The 18,457-nt window shown below is 73.6% G+C and carries 17 protein-coding genes and 1 pseudogene; 11 read left to right on the forward strand and 7 right to left on the reverse strand.

The window, feature by feature from the left end:
* Nucleotides 1-30: 30 nt before the first annotated feature.
* From CNX65_RS10635 to CNX65_RS10675, 10 genes and pseudogenes are all read left to right on the forward strand, one after another.
* Nucleotides 31-843: a DUF4097 family beta strand repeat-containing protein gene (locus tag CNX65_RS10635; RefSeq protein ID WP_096492627.1), complete on the forward strand. Its 813-nt coding sequence runs from the start codon at nucleotides 31-33 to the stop codon at nucleotides 841-843.
* A 393-nt stretch (nucleotides 844-1,236) separates the two neighbouring features.
* Nucleotides 1,237-2,097, forward strand: a pseudogene (locus tag CNX65_RS10640) (hypothetical protein); the annotation flags it as partial.
* 15 nt (nucleotides 2,098-2,112) lie between these two features.
* On the forward strand, nucleotides 2,113-2,250 hold the full coding sequence (locus CNX65_RS36830) for a hypothetical protein (protein ID WP_232520244.1): 138 nt from the start codon (nucleotides 2,113-2,115) through the stop codon (nucleotides 2,248-2,250).
* Nucleotides 2,251-2,406: 156 nt separating this feature from the next.
* Nucleotides 2,407-4,455, forward strand: coding sequence for a threonine--tRNA ligase (gene thrS, locus CNX65_RS10645; RefSeq protein ID WP_198320457.1), 2,049 nt, complete (start codon nucleotides 2,407-2,409; stop codon nucleotides 4,453-4,455).
* Entirely contained in the window at nucleotides 4,452-5,000 is a 549-nt protein-coding gene (locus CNX65_RS10650; RefSeq protein ID WP_096492629.1) for an HIT family protein, read from the forward strand. Before thrS ends, CNX65_RS10650 begins: the two co-directional genes overlap by 4 nt.
* 819 nt (nucleotides 5,001-5,819) lie before the next feature.
* Nucleotides 5,820-6,659: a helix-turn-helix domain-containing protein gene (locus tag CNX65_RS10655; protein ID WP_041836685.1), complete on the forward strand. Its 840-nt coding sequence runs from the start codon at nucleotides 5,820-5,822 to the stop codon at nucleotides 6,657-6,659.
* 61 nt (nucleotides 6,660-6,720) lie between these two features.
* On the forward strand, nucleotides 6,721-7,368 hold the full coding sequence (pgsA, locus tag CNX65_RS10660) for a phosphatidylinositol phosphate synthase (protein WP_096492630.1): 648 nt from the start codon (nucleotides 6,721-6,723) through the stop codon (nucleotides 7,366-7,368).
* Nucleotides 7,365-8,297, forward strand: a complete 933-nt coding sequence (locus CNX65_RS10665; protein WP_096492631.1) for a phosphatidylinositol mannoside acyltransferase — start codon at nucleotides 7,365-7,367, stop codon at nucleotides 8,295-8,297. The genes pgsA and CNX65_RS10665 overlap by 4 nt, the downstream gene beginning before the upstream one ends.
* Nucleotides 8,294-9,421, forward strand: a complete 1,128-nt coding sequence (locus tag CNX65_RS10670) for a glycosyltransferase family 4 protein (protein ID WP_096492632.1) — start codon at nucleotides 8,294-8,296, stop codon at nucleotides 9,419-9,421. The genes CNX65_RS10665 and CNX65_RS10670 overlap by 4 nt, the downstream gene beginning before the upstream one ends.
* The gene (locus CNX65_RS10675) at nucleotides 9,418-10,401 is read left to right on the forward strand and encodes an NUDIX hydrolase (protein ID WP_096492633.1); all 984 of its coding nucleotides are present in this window, start codon (nucleotides 9,418-9,420) and stop codon (nucleotides 10,399-10,401) included. Before CNX65_RS10670 ends, CNX65_RS10675 begins: the two co-directional genes overlap by 4 nt.
* A gap of 68 nt (nucleotides 10,402-10,469) precedes the next feature.
* Here the strand turns inward: CNX65_RS10675 and CNX65_RS10680 are convergent, their stop codons facing one another.
* The 6 genes from CNX65_RS10680 to CNX65_RS10705 form a co-directional block, all read right to left on the reverse strand.
* Nucleotides 10,470-10,847 (reverse strand): PH domain-containing protein, encoded by a 378-nt coding sequence (locus tag CNX65_RS10680; protein ID WP_096492634.1) that lies wholly within the window; start codon nucleotides 10,845-10,847, stop codon nucleotides 10,470-10,472.
* Nucleotides 10,848-11,002: 155 nt separating this feature from the next.
* A complete protein-coding gene (locus tag CNX65_RS10685; RefSeq protein WP_096492635.1) occupies nucleotides 11,003-11,491 on the reverse strand; it encodes a DUF4240 domain-containing protein in 489 nt (162 codons plus the stop codon).
* A 54-nt stretch (nucleotides 11,492-11,545) separates the two neighbouring features.
* The gene (locus CNX65_RS10690; RefSeq protein ID WP_096497721.1) at nucleotides 11,546-12,538 is read right to left on the reverse strand and encodes a TIGR03842 family LLM class F420-dependent oxidoreductase; all 993 of its coding nucleotides are present in this window, start codon (nucleotides 12,536-12,538) and stop codon (nucleotides 11,546-11,548) included.
* 10 nt (nucleotides 12,539-12,548) lie between these two features.
* A complete protein-coding gene (hydA, locus tag CNX65_RS10695; RefSeq protein ID WP_096492636.1) occupies nucleotides 12,549-13,940 on the reverse strand; it encodes a dihydropyrimidinase in 1,392 nt (463 codons plus the stop codon).
* Nucleotides 13,937-14,779, reverse strand: coding sequence for a nitrilase-related carbon-nitrogen hydrolase (locus CNX65_RS10700; RefSeq protein ID WP_096492637.1), 843 nt, complete (start codon nucleotides 14,777-14,779; stop codon nucleotides 13,937-13,939). The genes hydA and CNX65_RS10700 overlap by 4 nt, the downstream gene beginning before the upstream one ends.
* Nucleotides 14,776-16,278 carry an NCS1 family nucleobase:cation symporter-1 gene (locus CNX65_RS10705; RefSeq protein ID WP_096492638.1) on the reverse strand — a complete coding sequence of 501 codons (1,503 nt, stop codon included), beginning with the start codon at nucleotides 16,276-16,278 and terminating at the stop codon, nucleotides 14,776-14,778. Before CNX65_RS10705 ends, CNX65_RS10700 begins: the two co-directional genes overlap by 4 nt.
* A 297-nt stretch (nucleotides 16,279-16,575) precedes the next feature.
* Here CNX65_RS10705 and CNX65_RS10710 point away from each other — a divergent pair, with 297 nt between their 5' ends.
* Nucleotides 16,576-16,767 (forward strand): hypothetical protein, encoded by a 192-nt coding sequence (locus tag CNX65_RS10710; protein ID WP_096492639.1) that lies wholly within the window; start codon nucleotides 16,576-16,578, stop codon nucleotides 16,765-16,767.
* On the opposite strand, the gene CNX65_RS10715 is transcribed toward CNX65_RS10710, so the two are convergent.
* Complete coding sequence (locus tag CNX65_RS10715) at nucleotides 16,768-18,378, reverse strand: PucR family transcriptional regulator (protein WP_096492640.1); 1,611 nt, start codon at nucleotides 18,376-18,378, stop codon at nucleotides 16,768-16,770. It lies immediately after the preceding gene.
* Nucleotides 18,379-18,457 lie beyond the last annotated feature (79 nt).

Raw genomic sequence — 18,457 nt, forward strand, 5'->3', positions numbered from 1 at the left:
GCGCCAGAAGAACCGCAGGGGGACCCAGCCATGCCCGAGTTCGACACGCCCACCCCGATCACCGCCGTGGTGGACCTCGCCGTCGCCACCGTCCACGTCACCGCCTCCGACCGCGCCACCACCGCCGTCCACGTCCGCCCCACCAACCCCGCCGACGAGTCCGACGTCGCGATCGCCGCCCAGGTCACCGCCGAGCTCGTCGACGGCGAGCTCCGGATCACCGGCCCCCGAACCTGGCTCCACGTCGACCTCACCCGCAAGTCCCGCTCCGTCGACCTCGCCCTCGACCTCCCCACCGGCTCCGCCGTCACCGCCACCGCCCAGGCGGGCGACCTGCGCGCCACCGGCCCGCTCGGCGAGTGCTCCTCCAAGACCGGCGTCGGCGACATCACCCTCGACCGCACCGGCCCGCTGCGCCTGCGCACCTCCACCGGCCACGCCGCCGTCACCGCCGTCGACGGCGACGCCGACCTGCGCACCAGCTCCGGCAGCCTGGTCGTCGGCGAGATCCGGGGGTCCGCGCAGGTCAAGAACTCCAACGGCCCCACCCGCGTCGACGAGGTCACCGGCGACACCCGCGTCCGCTCCGCCAACGGCGACGTCGAGATCGGCCGCGCCGGGGGCGCCGTCGACGCCAAGTCCGCCAACGGCCACGTCAAGGCCGCCCTGACCCAGGGCTCCTCGGTGCTGGAGAGCGGCATGGGCGACATCGAGGTCGGCGTCGTCGCGGGCACCTCGCTGTGGCTCGACGCGCACACCGGCCACGGCCGCGTCGAGTCGCTCCTGCGGCGACATCACCGTTCGCCGCGCCTGACACCGCACACCCAAGGGGGGGCGACGTGAACGACCCAGCCGTCAGGACCACCGGACTGCGCAAGCGGTTCGGCGACCACACCGCGCTCGACGGGCTCGACCCCACCGCCCTGGTCGAGGACCCCTGGGTGGCGCACGCGGAACCGGTGCTGCCCCGCTGGGACCGCTGGCCGCGCTGGGCCTCCACGTCCTGCTCCCGCTCGCCCTGGTCCGGCTCACGATCGCGCTCGGCCAGGTCAGCGAGAGCGTCGCGACGGTCAGCACCCCGCCCGTGCCGCTGGTGTTCCTGCCGTTCCCTGGAAGCGGCTTCGGCCCCGTCGAGCCCATGCCCGCCGGGCTGCGCTGGTTCGCCGAGGACCAGCCGTTTTCGCCGATCACCGAGACCCTGCGCGCCCTGCTCGCGGGAACCGCCCCCGAGCACCTGTGGCCCGCGCTCGGCTGGCTCGCCACCGGCCACGCCCAGGTCCGCGCCGTCCTGGCCGACCACCGGTTCAGCTCCCGCCCGGAGCTGGCCCACCACCCGGTCCCCGGCCTCGACGCGGCCATGCCGCCCGCCCCGCTCGGCGACCTCGCCGGCACCGACCCGCCCGAGCACACCCGCTACCGCAGGCTCTTCACCGGCTGGTTCGCCGTCCGCCGCACCCATGCGCTCGCCGGCGCCGCCGAGCGCGCCACCACCGAGCACCTGGACGCCATGGCCGAGCGCGGCCGCGCGGCGGACCTGGTGCGCGACTACGCCAAGCCGGTGCCCGCGGCGATCATCTGCGACGTGCTCGGCGTGCCCCACACCGACCGGGCCGCGTTCCTGGAGCAGGTCGACCTGATGGCCTCGCCCGACGAGCGGCCCGACGCCCGGTTCGCCGCCTACGCCCGAGTCCAGGAGCACCTCGCCGACCTCGCCGGGGCCAAGCGGGTCGCTCCGGACGACGACCTGATCAGCGCGCTGGCGGGCGGCGGCCTGCGCGTCGACGAGGTCGCGGGCCTGGCCACCTCCCTGCTCGGCGCTGGCGCGGACACCACCGCCGCCGTGATCGGCCTGAGCGCCCTCGCCCTGCTGCGCGACCGCGAGCGCGTGGCACCGGGCGGTCGCGCCCAGTTCCACGCCCTGCTGAAGGGCGAGGACCCGGTGAAGGCGGCTGTCGAGGAGCTGCTGCGACCCTCTCGCTCCAGGCCGCCAACCGCGATCCCGCCAGGTTCCCCGCGCCCGAGTCGCTCGACCTGCACCGGGGCGAGCCGACCGCCCACCACCTGGCGTTCGGCCACGGCCGCCACCAGTGCCTCGGCCAGCAGCTCGCCCGCGTGGAGCTGCGGGTCGCGCTGCCCGCCCTGCTCCGGCGCTTCCCGACCCTGCGCCTGACCGCCCCGGACGAGGAACTGGGCCTGCGCCCCGGCCACCACAACCTGCACGGCCTGGACAGGCTGCCGGTCGCCTGGTGACCACCCCGGTCGGGGCTCCCCGCCGTGCCCCGACCGGGCTACCCGGCCCACCCCGCCGCGCATCCTGGCGGTAAACAGGTGGGTCACCACCGATAACATCTCCAGGTAGAACCGACGAGCCGGGCGGCAGCCCGCACCCACTACCTAGGAGTCACCGTGTCCCAGCCAAGTCCCGCATCCGCACTCGCCCCGCCTCGCGTGGTGGTGACGGCGGGGACCACCGCTGGGACCGCCGTGCGCGAGGCAGGCCTGCCCGGCAAGGGCCCCGACGCGATCGTGGTCGTCCGCGACGCCGAGGGCCACCTGCGCGACCTGTCCTGGACCCCGCAGGTCGACGTCGAGGTCGAGGCGGTCGCCGCCGACACCGAGGACGGCCGCTCGGTCATCCGGCACTCCACCGCGCACGTGCTCGCCCAGGCCGTGCAGCAGCAGTTCCCCGAGGCCAAGCTGGGCATCGGCCCGCCGGTCAAGGACGGCTTCTACTACGACTTCCAGGTCGACAGGCCGTTCACCCCGGAGGACCTCGCCGCGCTGGAGAAGCGCATGAAGGCGATCGTCAAGGGCGCGCAGCGGTTCACCCGCCGCGTGGTCGAGTCCACCGACGCCGCGAAGGCCGAGCTGGCGTCCGAGCCGTTCAAGCTGGAGCTGGTCGACGTCAAGGGCGGCGTGGACACCGCCGAGGTCATGGAGGTGGGCGGCGGCGAGCTGACCATCTACGACAACCTCGACCCGCGCTCCGGCGAGCGCGTGTGGGGCGACCTGTGCCGCGGCCCGCACCTGCCCACCACCAAGCACATCCCGGCGTTCAAGCTCACCCGCGTCGCCGCCGCCTACTGGCGCGGCAACGAGAAGAACCCGCAGCTCCAGCGCGTCTACGGCACCGCGTGGGAGTCGCAGGAGGCGCTGGACAGGCACATCGAGCTGCTCGCCGAGGCCGAGCGCCGCGACCACCGCAAGCTCGGCGTGGAGCTGGACCTGTTCAGCTTCCCCGACGAGATCGGCTCGGGCCTCGCGGTCTTCCACCCGCGCGGCGGCGTCATCCGCAAGGCGATGGAGGACTACTCGCGCGCCCGCCACGAGCAGGAGGGCTACGAGTTCGTCTACTCGCCGCACATCACCAAGGGCAACCTGTTCGAGACCTCCGGGCACCTCGACTGGTACCGCGACGGCATGTACCCGGCGATGCAGCTCGACGCCGAGTACAACGACGACGGCACGGTCCGCAAGCCCGGCCAGGACTACTACCTCAAGCCGATGAACTGCCCGTTCCACGACCTGATCTTCCGGTCGCGCGGGCGCTCCTACCGCGAGCTGCCGCTGCGCATGTTCGAGTTCGGCTCGGTCTACCGCTACGAGAAGTCCGGCGTGATCCACGGCCTGACCCGCGTGCGCGGCATGACGCAGGACGACGCGCACATCTTCTGCACCATGGACCAGGTGCAGGAGGAGCTGAAGTCGCTCCTGTCGTTCGTGCTCGGCCTGCTGCGCGACTACGGCCTCGACGACTTCTACCTGGAGCTGTCGACCCGCAACGACGAGAAGTACGTCGGCAGCGACGAGCTGTGGGCCACGGCCACCGAGACGCTGCGCGTCGCCGCCGAGGACTCCGGCCTCGAGCTCGTGCCCGACCCCGGCGGCGCGGCGTTCTACGGCCCGAAGATCTCCGTGCAGGCCAAGGACGCGCTCGGCCGCACCTGGCAGATGTCCACCATCCAGCTGGACTTCAACCTGCCCGAGCGCTTCGAGCTGGAGTACACCGGCCCCGACGGCTCCCGCCAGCGCCCGGTGATGATCCACCGCGCCCTGTTCGGCTCGATCGAGCGGTTCTTCGGCGTGCTGACCGAGCACTACGCGGGCGCGTTCCCGGCGTGGCTGGCCCCGGTGCAGGTCGTGGGCATCCCGATCGCCGACGAGCACGCCGACCACCTGTTCGCGGTGGCCGAGGAGCTCAAGAAGCACGGGGTGCGGGTCGAGATCGACGCCTCCGACGACCGGATGCAGAAGAAGATCCGCAACCACACCACGCAGAAGGTGCCGTTCATGCTGCTCGCGGGCGGCAAGGACGTCGAGTCCGGCGCGGTGTCGTTCCGGTTCCGCGACGGCACCCAGATCAACGGCGTCCCGGTCGAGCAGGCCGTCGCCACGGTGGTCGGCTGGATCTCCCGCCGCGAGAACGCCTCCCCCACGGCGGAACTCGTCAAGTGACGCCCGAGCGCGAGGAGCAGGACGGGGTCGGGGTCCACGACGCGCTTCAGCGCCTGTGGACCCCGCACCGCCTGTCGTACGTGCGCGGGGAGGGCAAGGCCGTGGGCGACGCGCCCGAGGGCTGCCCGTTCTGCCGGGTGCCGGGCCTCACCGACGAGGAGGGCCTGGTGGTGGCGCGGGGCGAGCTGGTGTTCGCGCTGCTCAACCTGTTCCCGTACAACCCCGGCCACCTGATGCTGCTGCCGTACCGGCACGTCCCGGACTACACCGACCTCACCCCGGAGGAGACGGTGGAGCTGGCGGAGTTCACCCAGAAGGCGATGCGGGTGGTGCGCCGGGCGTCCAGGCCGCACGGGTTCAACATCGGCATGAACCAGGGCGCCGTGGCGGGCGCGGGCATCGCCGCGCACCTGCACCAGCACGTGGTGCCCCGGTGGGGCGGGGACGCGAACTTCATGCCGGTGATCGGGCAGACCAAGGTGCTGCCGGAGCTGCTGGGGGACACCCGGCGGCTGCTGGCCGACGCCTGGACCGCCGAGGGCTGAGCCGCGCGGCGGGGTGGAACCGCTCCCGGTCCCGCGCCGCCGCGCAAGCCCCGCACCGCAACGCGGCCCCGCACGCTGTTCCGCGCGGCCCTGCGGGTCCCACGCCATCCCGCCCCGCAACGCGGGCCGCACACCGCCGCGCCGCGCCGCTGTGCGGGGCCGCAGGCCGTTCCGCGCCGCAACGCTGCCCCGCACACCACCCCGCCCCGCCGTTCCGCGCCGCCTTCCCCCCGCTTTCCGCGCGCCGAAACGCTCACCCGCGCCCCGAGCGCCGCTCTCCCGCGCGCGGTTCACGCGATCCGGTGCGCGTTCCCGCTCACCAGGTGGCCGGGTCATCACACCTCTCGGTCACCGGACGGCCCCGCCCCGCGCTCCCAACCGGTGAGACGCCGATCACTTCCGCTGTCGGCGAACCCGCCCGCGCCCGCACGTGACATGCCCGTTTTGCCCCCGTGTGAGACCGCGGTCACCCACCCGCCGCAACCCGTCGTTGATCACCGTGCGTGGCCGCCGAGTGCGACGCGCACGCGCATCCGCACACCGACCCGCTCACTCGTGCGCGGCTCACCCGTGCGTGCCACCAGGTCCACCCCTACCAGCTCCCCAGGCCACGGGCCGCGCGCCAGTGTCCTCCGTCCTGCCCCAGGTCAACGCCGGAACCCGCGCACTTCACCCGTGCCGCCCGCCGGACCGGGCATCGTGATTACTGTGCGCGCACATGCCTACCTCGTAGATCACTAATGGGTGATTCTCGGGCGGGTCGCAATGCACCGCCATGGCCGATCGTCACAAGTCCCGCGCATCGATACCGTGCGTTTCATGACCGCACCTGAGCGTTCGCGGCTGGCCCGAGAACGGCTCTCGCGCGAGTTACGCAGGCTGCGCACGGAGGCCAAGATGACCGGAACGGCCACCGCGCGCGCGACCGGGATGAGCCAGTCGAAGCTCTCGAAGATCGAGAACGGGATGCTCCTCCCCTCCGTGACCGACGTGGAGAGACTGGTCGCCGAGCTGTCGGCGACCAGGGAGACCAAGGTCGAGCTGGTCGAGCTGGCCCGCCAGCTGCACGCCGAGGCGGAGACCCGCCGAGTGGTGCTGCACCGGGGCGCCCACCGCCACCAGCAGACCGTCGCCCGGATCGAGGCCCGAGCCACCACCAGCAGGTTCTTCCAGATCTCCGGGGTGCCGACCCTGCTGCAGACGGAGGACTACCTGCGCGTCGTCCTGTCCGCGACACCCACCCACGAGCAGGACACCGCCATCGGCGCCCTGCGCGCCCGGCGAGGCCGCATGGAGGACCTGAACCGCAGGTTCGTCTTCCTGCTCAGCGAGAGCGCCCTGCGCTGGCGCATGGGCTCGGCCGACCTGATGTGCGAGCAGATCGAGCACCTGCGGCGGCTCAGCCGCAGGCCCAACGTGCAGCTCGCCGTCGTGCCGTGGTCCGCCGAGGTCAGCGCGGTCGTGCTGCACGGGTTCCAGGTCTACGACGAGCGCTACGTCACGCTCAGCGTGCTCACCGGCAACGCCACCATCACCGACCCGCACGACGTCCGCGAGTACCTCCACCTGTTCGGCAGGCTGGAGCGCGTGGCGCTGCGCGGGGAGCTGCTGGAGGACCTGCTGGAGGGGATCTCCAGGGACCACCGCAAGCTCGGGTGAGCAGGCTCGTTAGGCTGCTGGCGACCACGTCCTCCCCGCCGGTAGGTGCAGCCGCCAGCCCATGCTGAACTTCTTCGCCCGTGCTTCCGTGTCCCGCCTCTCCGACCCCGTGGGGGCGTGGCTGCTCAAGCGCGGCCTCACCCCGAACGCCGTCACCGTCGTGGGCGCCGTCGGCTCCACCGCGTCGGCCCTCTGGCTCATCCCCGCAGGGCACCTGTTCGCGGGGGCGGTCGTCATGGCCCTGTTCGTGCTGTTCGACCTGATCGACGGCTCGATGGCCCGAGCCCAGGGCGGCGGCACGCCCTTCGGGGCGGTGCTCGACGCCACCTGCGACCGGATCACGGACGGCGCGCTGTTCGCCGCCATCGCCTGGTGGGCCTTCACCGCCGGTGAGCGGGCCGTCGCGGTCGCCGCGCTCGCCTGCCTGGTCGGCGCGCAGGTCATCTCCTACGTGAAGGCCCGCGCCGAGGCCAGCGGGCTCAGCGCCGACGGCGGGCTCGCCGAGCGCGCCGAGCGGTGCATCATCGCCCTGACCGGCGTCGGCCTGCACGGGCTGGGCGTGCCGTACGTCCTACCCGTCGCGATGTACGCGCTGCTCGCGCTGGTGGTGGCCACCGTCGTGCAGCGGTTGCTGTCCGCCGCCCGCTCGGCCCGTGAGCTGGACCCGGCGCGGCCCGCGCCGGGGACGTCCGAAGAGGGGACCCGGTGAAGGACAAGCTGGCCGACCTCGGCTACGCCGCTGGCTGGCGACTGGTCAGGCTGATGCCGGAGGGCCTGGCCAAGGTCCTGTTCGACCGGGCCGCCGACTGGGTCACCGGCCGGGGCGGCGAGGGCGTGGCGCAGCTGCGCGCCAACCTGCGCCGGGTGGTGCCGCGCGCGGGCGAGGCCGAGCTGGACGAGCTGGTCAGGCTGGCCATGCGCTCCTACGCCCGGTACTGGCGCGAGTCGTTCCGGCTCCCGTCGGCCGACCTCGACGCCACCTACCGGAACGTGGCACGCAACGTCACCGGCGCCGAGAACCTGGACGCCGCGCTCGCCGAGGGCCGGGGCGCCGTCCTGGCCGTGCCGCACAGCGGCAACTACGACATGGGCGGTGTGTGGCTCGTGGGGCACGCGGGCTCGCTGACCACGGTCGTCGAGCGGCTCAAGCCCGAGTCGGTCTACCGGCGGTTCGTCGAGTTCCGGGAGAGCCTGGGCTTCGAGGTGCTGCCGCTGACCGGCGGCGAGCGCAACCCGGCCGTCGTGCTGGCCGAGCGGCTGCGCGAGAACAAGGTGGTCGTGCTCCTGGCCGACCGCGACCTCACCGCCGGTGGCGTCCCGGTCACGTTCTTCGGCCGCCGGACCATGATGCCCGCCGGACCCGCCACCCTGGCCGCCACCACCGGGGCCGCGCTGCTGCCCACCGGCTCGTGGTTCACCGAGGACGGCTGGGTGGTCCGCGTCCACCCGCCGGTGCGCGTCTCCGGCCCGTCCGGGGTGCCGTCCGCCACGCAGGCGCTGGCCGACGTGTTCGCCGCCGACATCGCCGCCCACCCCACCGACTGGCACATGCTGCAGAAGCTGTGGATCGAGGACCTGCCGGAGAGCAGGCAGCGGGCGCTGCGCCGGGTCCTGGAGCGGCGCGGGGAGAGCGCGTGAGGGTCGGCATCGTCTGCCCGTACTCGTTCGACGTGCCCGGCGGCGTGCAGGCGCACGTGGTCGACCTGGCCAGGGCGCTGCGCGGGCTCGGCCACGAGGTCGACGTGCTCGCGCCCGCCGACGACGACACGCCGCTGCCGGAGTTCGTCACCCCGGCCGGGCGGGCCGTCGGCATCCCCTACAACGGGTCGGTGGCGCGGCTGTCGTTCGGGCCGGTGTCGTACGCGCGGGTGCGGCGGTGGATCGCCGAGCACGACTTCGACGTGCTGCATTTGCACGAGCCCACCGCGCCGTCGCTGGCCATGCTGGCGCTGATGGTCGCGGACGGGCCGATCGTGGCGACCTTCCACACCTCCACGCCCCGCTCCAAGATGCTGTCCGCGTTCCAGGGGGTGCTCCAGCCGTTCCTGGAGAAGATCACCGCCCGGATCGCGGTGTCCGCGCTGGCCAGGCGGGTGCAGGTCGAGCACCTGGGCGGCGACGCGGTGGAGATCCCGAACGGCGTCGACGTGGACTTCTTCGCCGACGCGACCCCGCTCGACGGCTACCCGCGACCCGGCGGCACGATCGGGTTCGTCGGCCGCTACAGCGAGCCCCGCAAGGGGATGCCGGTGCTGCTGGAGGCGGTGCGCGGGCTGGACCTGCCGGACGTGCGGCTGCTCGTGGTCGGCCGGGGCGACGAGGCGGCGCTGCGGGCCCAGGCCGGGCCGGAGCTGGCCGACCGGATCGACTTCCTCGGCATGGTCGACGACGAGACGAAGGCGCGTGCGCTGCGCAGCGTCGACGTCTACTGCGCGCCGAACACCGGCGGCGAGAGCTTCGGGATCATCCTGACCGAGGCGATGTCGGCGGGCGCGGTGGTCGCGGCGAGCGACCTGGACGCCTTCCGCCGGGTGCTGGACGACGGCGCGGCGGGCGTGCTCACCCCGGTGGGCGACGCGGTGGCGCTGCGCGGGGCGCTGCGCGACCTGCTCGCCGACCCGGAGCGGCGCGCCGAGTACGCGGCGGCCGGGCGGGCGCGGGTGCAGACGTTCGACTGGTCGGTCGTGGCAGCGCAGGTGCTGCGGGTGTACGAGAGCGCCGTGGCCGCCAACCCGAGACGGGTCGCGGAGGCCGGGCGGTGACGCTGTCCTCGCTGGTCACGGCGCTGGCCGTGCTGCTCGGCACCGTCGCCGTGCTCGGACCGTGGGCGCTGGCCACCGCGAACCGGCTGGACCGGCTGCACGTGCGCACCGACGCCGCCTGGGCGGCTTTGGACGCCGCGCTCGCGCGCCGGGCCGTGGTGGCGCGGGTGGTGGCGGCGGTGAGCGGGTCGAAGGAGCTGCGGGCTGCCGCGGACCGCGCCGAGGTGGCCGCCAAGGGCGAGCGCGAGGCCGTGGAGAACGAGCTGGCCCCGCTGCTGGCCGGGCTGGACCGGGACGGCCTGCCGTCCGCGCTGGCGGCCGAGCTGGTGGACGCCGAGCAGCGGGTCGTGCTGGCCCGGCGGGTGCACAACGACGCCGTCCGGGACACGCTCGCGCTGCGCAGGCGGCGGTCGGTGCGCTGGCTGCACCTGGCGGGCACCGCGCCGACGCCCGGCTACTTCGAGATCGCCGAACCGGAGCCGGAGGCCGAGCCCGGCGCCCCGCGCAAGCGGGTGGCCGCGCGGGTGCTGCTGCTCGACGAGCGCGGGCGGCTGCTGCTGTTCGAGGGCTTCGACCCGAGCGAGCCGGGGGAGCTGTTCTGGTTCACCGTCGGCGGCGCGGTCGAGCGCGGCGAGGACCTGCGGGCGGCGGCGGTGCGGGAGGCGCGCGAGGAGACCGGGTTCGAGCTGGACCCGGAGGCGCTGGTCGGACCGGTGTGGGTGCGGCGGAAGGTGCTGGACTTCGGCGGGGTGCGCACGGCGGCGGAGGAGTGGTTCTTCGTCGCGCGGGTCGACGGCGGGCGCGCGGTCGACGTGTCGGGCTTCCAGGAGTACGAGCGCGACACGATCACCCGGCATCGGTGGTGGACGGTCGAGGAGCTGACCGGCACGGACGAGTTGGTGTACCCCCGGCAGTTGGGCGAGCTGCTGCCGGGAGCGGCGGCGGGGGAGTGGGACGGGACGACGCGGCCGATCCAGTAGACCGGTCGGCACCGGCGCCGCCGGTCCAGCCGCACCCGGTCAGCCGCACCCGCCGGGCGCGGGCCCGCTCAGCCCAGCACGTACGTGCCGATGACCTGCGCGAGCAACCGCACGTCGGCGTGCCCCTTGAACTCCAACCGGACCTTGCCCAGCCCGCTGAACCACAGGTCCAGCTCGGCGTCGAGGTCGAACGTCCCGGCGGTCTCGATGGAGAACGCCTGGACCCGGCTGTAGGGCAGCGAGGTGAAGTCCTTCTTCCGCCCGGTCATGCCCTGGACGTTCACCGCGATGACCCGCTTGTCGGTGAACACGACGAAGTCCCGCACGGTCTTGAAGCACGAGACGATCTGCTCGCCGCGCACCATGATCGGGGACACCTGTGGAGCGATGTCCTCCGGAGCGCACGGCGCGAGCTTGAACACGGACGCCTTCTCGAAGTCGATCACCCTTCCGACGGTAGCACCGCCGGGTGAGTCGCGCGGGTGATCCAAGCGGTCCGTGATCAGCGCAAACGATCACCGCCACCGCGAACCACCGCTGCGAACCGCCACCGCGAACCACCGCCGAGCCCGCGTGCCGGTCGGGAGCCCGCCCCCGCCGACTAGGCCCACCCCGCCGGGTTCGACCCCGTCTCCCGCGAGATCCCCGTCCGGGGCGGCCACTCGCCGAACTTCTCGTCGTGCAGGTGCGTGAAGAAGTAGCACATCCGCTCGCACTCGGCGTCCTCCACGCCCACCTCCGGGTCGGCCAGCACCGCCTCCCAGTACCGCCGCCCCAGCGCCACCACGAACCCCCGCGCGTACAGGAACCCGTCGTCCGACCCGTCCAGGACCGCGTGCACGTCCTCCCGGTCCAGCTCCCACAGCGCCCGCTCCACGACCGCGTCGTGCGCCACCAGCTCCGCGCTCGACGCCCCCTCGCACGCCTCCCGCAGCCGCGCCAGGAACCCCGGCAGGTGCGCCTCCAGCACCGCCGCGGCCTCCACCCGGTCCCCGCCGCCGGTCAGCAGCGCCTCCCGAGCCGCCAGCGCCTCCGGCGCGGCCCCCGCCCAGACCCGTTCCAGCAGTTCCCAAGTCCCGTTCTCGCCCATGCCGGGAAAGCTAGCGGCGGGGTCCGACAATTCCCCGCCGCCAGCGACCACCGGTCACACGTTCGGGATCACCTCGGCCCCGTAGGCCGCCATCGTCTTGTCCTTCTCGTCGTGCATCAGGTACAGCGCGAACTGGTCCACGCCCAGCTCCGCCAGCTCCCGCAACCGCTCCACGTGCGCCGCCGCCGGACCGACCAGGCAGAACCGGTCCACGATGGAGTCGGGCACGAAGTCCGCCGACCGGTTCCCGGCCCGCCCGTGGTGCGCGTAGTCGTACCCCTCCCGCCCGGCGATGTAGTCGGTCAGCGCGCGGGGCACCGCCCCGGAGTCCCCGTACCGCGCCACCAGGTCCGCAACGTGGTTCCCGACCATCCCGCCGAACCACCGCAGCTGGTCGCGCTGGTGCGGCAGGTCCGCCCCGACGTACGCGGGCGCCGCCACGCACACCGCCACCGACGCCGGGTCCCGCCCGACCCCGGCGGCGGCCTCGCGCACCGCCCCGATGGTCCACCGCGCGATGTCCGGGTCGGCCGTCTGCAGGATGAACCCGTCCGCCTGCTCGCCGACCAGCTTGAGCGCCTTCGGCCCGTAGGCCGCCATCCACACCTCCAGCTTCCCGTCCCGCACCCACGGGATGCGCACCGGGACGCCGTGCGGCGACGCCTCGCGCCCCTCCGCCAGGTCCTTGATCACCCGCATCGCCGACCTCAGCTCCGCGAGCGTCGCGGGCTCCCGCCCGAGCACCCGCAGCGCCGAGTCCCCGCGCCCGATCCCGCACACCGTCCGGTTGCCGAACATGTCGTTCAGCGTCGCGAACAGCGAGGCCGTCACCGACCAGTCGCGGGTGGTCGGGTTGGTCACCATCGGCCCCACCACGAGGTCCTTCGTCGCCGCCAGGACCTGCGAGTACACGACGAACGGCTCCTGCCACAGCACGACCGAGTCGAACGTCCAGCCGTAGCCGAACCCCGAGCCCTCCGCCGCCCTCATCGACTCCACGACGGCCCGCGCGGGCGGGTCGGTCTGGAGCACCACGCCGAAGTCCACGCTCATCCCCTCACACCAGGTACTGGTTCAGCTCGCGGGCCAGGAACCGCCCGTGCCCGGCCGACCCCCGGAACCCGCTCCGGTCCACCACGACCCGCCCGCGCGAGAGCACCACCTCGACCCGCCCGGTCAGCTCGAACCCCTCGAACGCCGAGTAGTCCACGTTCATGTGGTGCGTGGCCGCCGAGATGGTCTGCCTCGCGGCCGGGTCGTACACGACGAGGTCCGCGTCGGCCCCCGGCGCGACGACGCCCTTGCGCGGGTGCAGCCCGAACATCCGGGCCGGGGTGGTCGAGCAGATCTCCACCCACCGCTCCAGCCCGATCTCGCCGCGCACGACACCCTGGTGCAGCAGGTCGATCCGGTGCTCCACGCCCGGCACCCCGTTGGGGATCTTGGAGAAGTCGCCCCGCCCCAGCACCTTCTGGTCGGCGAAGCAGAACGGGCAGTGGTCGGTCGAGACCACCGACAGGTCGTTGGTGCGCAGCCCCCGCCACAGCCGCGCCTGGTGCTCGACCGGCCGCAGCGGCGGGGAGGCCACGTACTTCGCGCCCTCGAAACCGGGGCGCGCCAGGTCCTCCAGCGACAGGTAGAGGTACTGCGGGCAGGTCTCGGCGAACACGTTCTGCCCGGTGTCCCGCGCCTCGGTGACCGCGTCGAGCGCCTGCGCCGCCGACAGGTGCACGACGTAGAGCGGCGCCCCGGTGACCTTCGCCAGCGCGATGGCCCGCGAGGTCGCCTCGCCCTCCAGCTCCGGCGGCCGGGTGAGCCCGTGCTGCACCGGGTCGGTGCGCCCCTCGGCGAGCGCCTGGGCGACCAGCTCGTCGATCGCGATGCCGTTCTCGGCGTGCACCATGACCGTGCCGCCGATCTCGCGCGCCCGCTGCATCGCGCGCAGGATCTCCCCGTCGGTGGCGTAGAAGACGCCGGGGTAGGCCATGAACACCTTGAACGAGTTCACGCCCGCGTCCAGGCAGGCGCCCATCTCCTTGAGCGAGGAGTCGTCCACGTCCGACACGATCATGTGGAACCCGTAATCCACCGCGCACTTGCCGTCCGCCTTGGCGTGCCACTTGTCCAAAGTGGACAGCAGTGAGGTCCCCTTGGCCTGCACGGCGAAGTCGATGATCGTGGTCGTCCCGCCCCACGCCGCCGCGACCGTGCCGCTGGTGAAGTCGTCGCTGGACCGCGTCCCGCCGAACGGCATCTCCATGTGGGTGTGCGCGTCGACCCCGCCGGGGATCACGTACTTCCCGCTCGCGTCGACCCGCTCGTCCACGTCCGGCGCCAGCTCCAGCCCCGGAGCGAGCAGCGCCGCGACCTTCTCGCCCTCCACCAGCACGTCCGCCCGCACCGACCCGGCCGCGTTCACCACCAGCCCGCCGCTGATCAGCGTCCTCACGGCGTCACCAGCCCCTCGTAGGTGTCCGGCCTGCGGTCCCGGTAGAACGCCCACAGGTCCCGCACCTCGGCCAGCAGCCCCATGTCCAGGTCCCGCACCACGACCTCGTCCTCGGTGTCCGAGGCCGCCTCGCCGATCAGCTGCCCGCGCGGGTCCGCGAAGTACGACTGCCCGTAGAAGTCGTTGTCCCCCAGCGGTTCCACGCCGACCCGGTTGATCGCGCCGACGAAGTACTCGTTCGCCACCGCCGCCGCGGGCTGCTCCAGCCGCCACAGGTACTGCGACAGGCCCCGGCTGGTCGCGGACGGGTTGAACACGATCCGGGCGCCCGCCAGCCCCAGCGCCCGCCAGCCCTCGGGGAAGTGCCGCTCGTAGCAGATGTACACGCCGATCCGGCCCACCGCCGTGTCGAACACCGGGTAGCCCAGGTTGCCGGGCCGGAAGTAGAACTTCTCCCAGAACCCCTTCACCTGCGGGATGTGGTTCTTGCGGTGCTTGCCCAGGTACGTGCCGTCCGCGTCGATCACCGCGGCGGTGTTGTAGTACACGCCGGGCTGCTCCTGCTCGTACACCGGCACGACCAGCACCACCCCGTGCCGCGCCGCGACCTCCCGCATCAGCTCGGTGGTCTCCCCGTCCGGGACGCCCTCGGTGTAGGAGTAGAACTCCGGGTCCTGCACCTGGCAGAAGTACGGCCCGTAGAACAGCTCCTGCAGGCACACCACCCGCGCCCCCTGCGAGGCCGCCGACGCGATCGCCTCCACGGCGCTCGCCACCATGCTCTCCTTGGACCCGGTCCACTTCCGCTGGACCAGTGCCGCGCGGACGACGTCGTTCACGCCTGCTCCTTCCGTGGCGCCAGCACCAGGTAGCCGGCCATGCCGACCACCAGGCCGACGACCCAGTTGTAGTCGTAGAGCGGTTTGAGCAGCGGGATGAGCCCGTCCGCCGGGAACGGTCCGCCGTGGGCGCCGCCGACGGCCAGCAGCGACCCGAGCGCGGTCGCCGCCACCGCCCGCCAGTTCCAGCCGCCGGTGAACCAGTAGGCCCCGCGCCCGGACAGGTACAGGTCGGGCAGTTCGAGGCGGGTCCGCGCCAGCACCCAGTACCCGGCGACGAACACCCCGGCCACCGACGCCAGCAGCCCGCCGTAGAACCCGAGCCACGCGAAGATGTAGATGCCAGGGTCGGAGATCAGCCGCCACGGCTGGATCAGCACGCCGAGCACACCCGTGATCAGCCCGCCCACCGCGAAGCTGATCCGGCGCGGGAACGCGTTGGAGAAGTCGTACGACGGGCTCACCACGTTCGCCGCCAGGTTCGCCGACACCGTCGCCAGCACCAGCGACACCAGCGCGACCAGCACCACCGCCGTGCTGTCGAACCGGCTCGCCAGCTCCGCCGGGTCCCAGATCGCCTCGCCGTACAGGGCGACCGCGCCCGAGGTGGTCAGGATCGCCACCACCGCGATGAACGTCATCGTGGTCGGCAGCCCCAGCACCTGCCCGAGCGCCTGCTTGCGCTGGCTCCCGCCGAACCGGGTGAAGTCCGGCATGTTCAGCGACAGCGTCGACCAGAACGCGATCATCCCCATCAGCGCGGGGAAGAACACCTTCCAGAAGTCCGGTCCCCAGCCCAGCTTCGACGGCTCGGACAGGATCGGCCCGAACCCGCCCGCCTTCACCGCCACGTACGCCAGCAGCACCAGGAACCCGACCGACACCAGCGGGGCCGTCCAGTTCTCGAACCGCCGGATCGCCTCCATGCCCCGCCAGATGACCAGCATCTGCACCGCCCAGAACACCAGGAAGCACAGCCACAGCGTCCACACCTGGCCCAGCACCACCGGCGCGCCGGTCCACGCCTCGCCCGCCAGCCGCCCGACGATCACGTGCAGCGCCTTGCCGCCCACCCAGGTCTGGATGCCGAACCACGCGCACGCCACGAACGCCCGCAGCAGCGCCACCAGGTTCGCCCCGCGCACCCCGTAGAACGCGCGGGCGAACACCGGGAACGGGATGCCGTACTTGGTGCCCGCGTGGCTGTTGAGCAGCATCGGCGCGAGCACGACCAGGTTCCCGAGCGTGATGGTCAGCAGCGCCTGCACCCAGTCCATGCCCAGCGCCACCAGCGACGCGGCGAGCGTGTAGCTGGGGATGTTGTGCGCCATGCCCATCCACAGCGCGAAGAAGTTGTAGGTGGTCCAGGTGCGCCCCTCCAGCGGCACCGGGGCCAGCTCCGGGTTGTAGTACGGGCTGTCGGCGATGGCGGCGCGGTCCACGAGGTCCACGCGCCCTTCCTGGTCGGACGCGATCTGCGCCGAGGGGTCGAGGGCCAACGGTCACTCCCCTGTTACGCTCGTGAAACGCCGCCGGGAGCGGCGCTTCGGCGCGAATTCCACCCCGGCATCCTCAGCGCCGGGCGCGCGGCGGCGGCAGTGCCGAAGTGTCCGCGTTTCCCGTGATCACCGCACACTCTGACCATTGCCGCGCGCCCGTCCCGCCGGCACGCGCCGCGCCCGTGCGCCGTCGGTCCCGGCCGCAGGATCACCCGGTCCAGCGAGTCCGGTCCGGTCGCGCGGCTGCCGATGACGCAGTAGGCCCAACCCCCCTACTTCCGTGAACGAGGACGCGCCGTGCCACCGAACCGCGCCGTGCCGAGGTTGACCCGCGCCGCCGCCCTGCTCGCCGTCGGCGCCGCGCCGCTGATCGCCGGGATCACCTCGGCCACCGACGGCGCGCGCACCCTCGCCCCCGAGGTCCACGACGGCGCGCGCCCGGCCGTCGACCAGCACGCCGCCCCGTCCCGCCCCGCAGGCCCGTCCTAGCTAGCGGTCCAGCTCGCGCACCAGCAGCGCGACGTGCAGCGACAGCAACGACTCCGGGTCCTCCAGCGACACCCCGAGCACCTGCTGCACCCGCGCCAACTGCTGGTAGTACGCGGTCCGCGACAGGTGCGCCGCCGCCGCAGCCGCCGACTTGTTCCCGCCCTGCTCGCACAGGTGCCGCAGCAGCTCCACCAGCCTGCTCCCGTGCGCCCGGTCGCGGGCCAGCAGCGCGCCCAGCTCCCGGTCGGCGAACGCCCGCACCCGCTCGTCCTCGCGCAGCAGGTGCAGCAGCCCGCGCAACCGCACGTCGTCGAGCCGGTGGTACAGCCGCACCCCCGGCGACCGCAGCGCCGCCCCCGCCACGTGCGCCGCCTCCCCGAGGCTGCGCCGCACCTCCGGCACCCCGCACACCACCGTCCCGACCGCCACCACCACCGGCAGCCCGTGCTGCGTGGCCGCCGCCGCCCGGTGCACCTCGCGGGCGAACTGCCGCAGCACCCCCTCCACCGGGGTCTGCGGCGGCAGCGCCAGCAGCGCCCGCACGCTCGTGTCGTCCACCACCCCGACCAGCGCGGGCACCGGCGCCCGCCGGGCCGCCAGCGCCGTGGCCTCGGCCAGGTCCCGCAGCACCTCCTGGGTGGCCAGCGATTGCCCCGGCGTGGTCGCCGCGCCCGGCCGGATCGCCACCCCGAGCAGCTGCCGCCGCTCCAGCGGCACCCCCAGCGCGGCGGCCCGCGCGGGCAGGTCGGCGGGCGGGCGGTCCAGCAGCTGGGTGAGCAGCGTGCGGTGCGTCTGCCGCTCCAGCGACTCCCGGTCCCGCGCCACCAGCCGGTGCACGGCCAGCGCGGACGCCGCCCGCTCCGCGACCACCACGTGCCGGTGCGGCGGCTCGGCCGCGCTGACCAGCACGAGCCTTCCCCAGTCCGACCCGCGCGCCCCCACCGCGGTCACCAGCCAACCGGGCCCCGCGTGGTAGGCGGTCCGCCCGGCCCCGGACACCTCGCGCGAGCGCGCGCCCCAGTCGGCCAGCAGCGCCACCGGGTCCTGCCCGGCCGCGTCGTACGCCAGCACCTCGTGCCCCAGCGTCTCCAGCACCACCGGCAGCCCCGACGTGCGCGCCACCTCCCGCAGCACCTCGGCCGGTTCCGCGCCCGCCACGGTCAGCGCCGTGAACGCCTCGTGCACCTGCTCGGCGGCCCGCAGCTCGGCGAGCTGCGCGTCCACGATCAGCGACACCACCGCCTCGGTGACCGCGACGAACCGCACCTCCACCGACAGCGTGACCAGCGGCAGCCCGTGCTCCTGCGCCGCCGCGACCAGCGCCCCCGGCACCCCGCCCCGCCACCGCCGCACCAGCTCCACGACCAGCCCGGTCGCCCCCACCCCGGCCAGCCCCGCCACGTACTCGCGCAGCGCCTCAGGCTCCTCCGGCAGGGCGATCCCGCTGGTCAGCACCAGCTCACCGCCGCGCAGCAGCGGCGCGATGTCGGCGACCTCGGCCACGTGCACCCAGCGCACCGACCGCCCCAGCCCCTCCGCGCCCGCGACCACCCTGGGCTGACCCTGTCGCACCACGGACAGGGATAACGCCTCCGCCACGGTCGGGTACATGCACACAACGTAATCGCCACTCCCGGAAAGCGGTACAGGTTGTGCATGGCGGTGGGCCGCCGCGCCCCGTGAGACTGCG

The sequence above is a fragment of the Actinosynnema pretiosum genome, from assembly GCF_002354875.1.
Taxonomy (GTDB): Bacteria; Actinomycetota; Actinomycetes; order Mycobacteriales; family Pseudonocardiaceae; genus Actinosynnema; species Actinosynnema auranticum.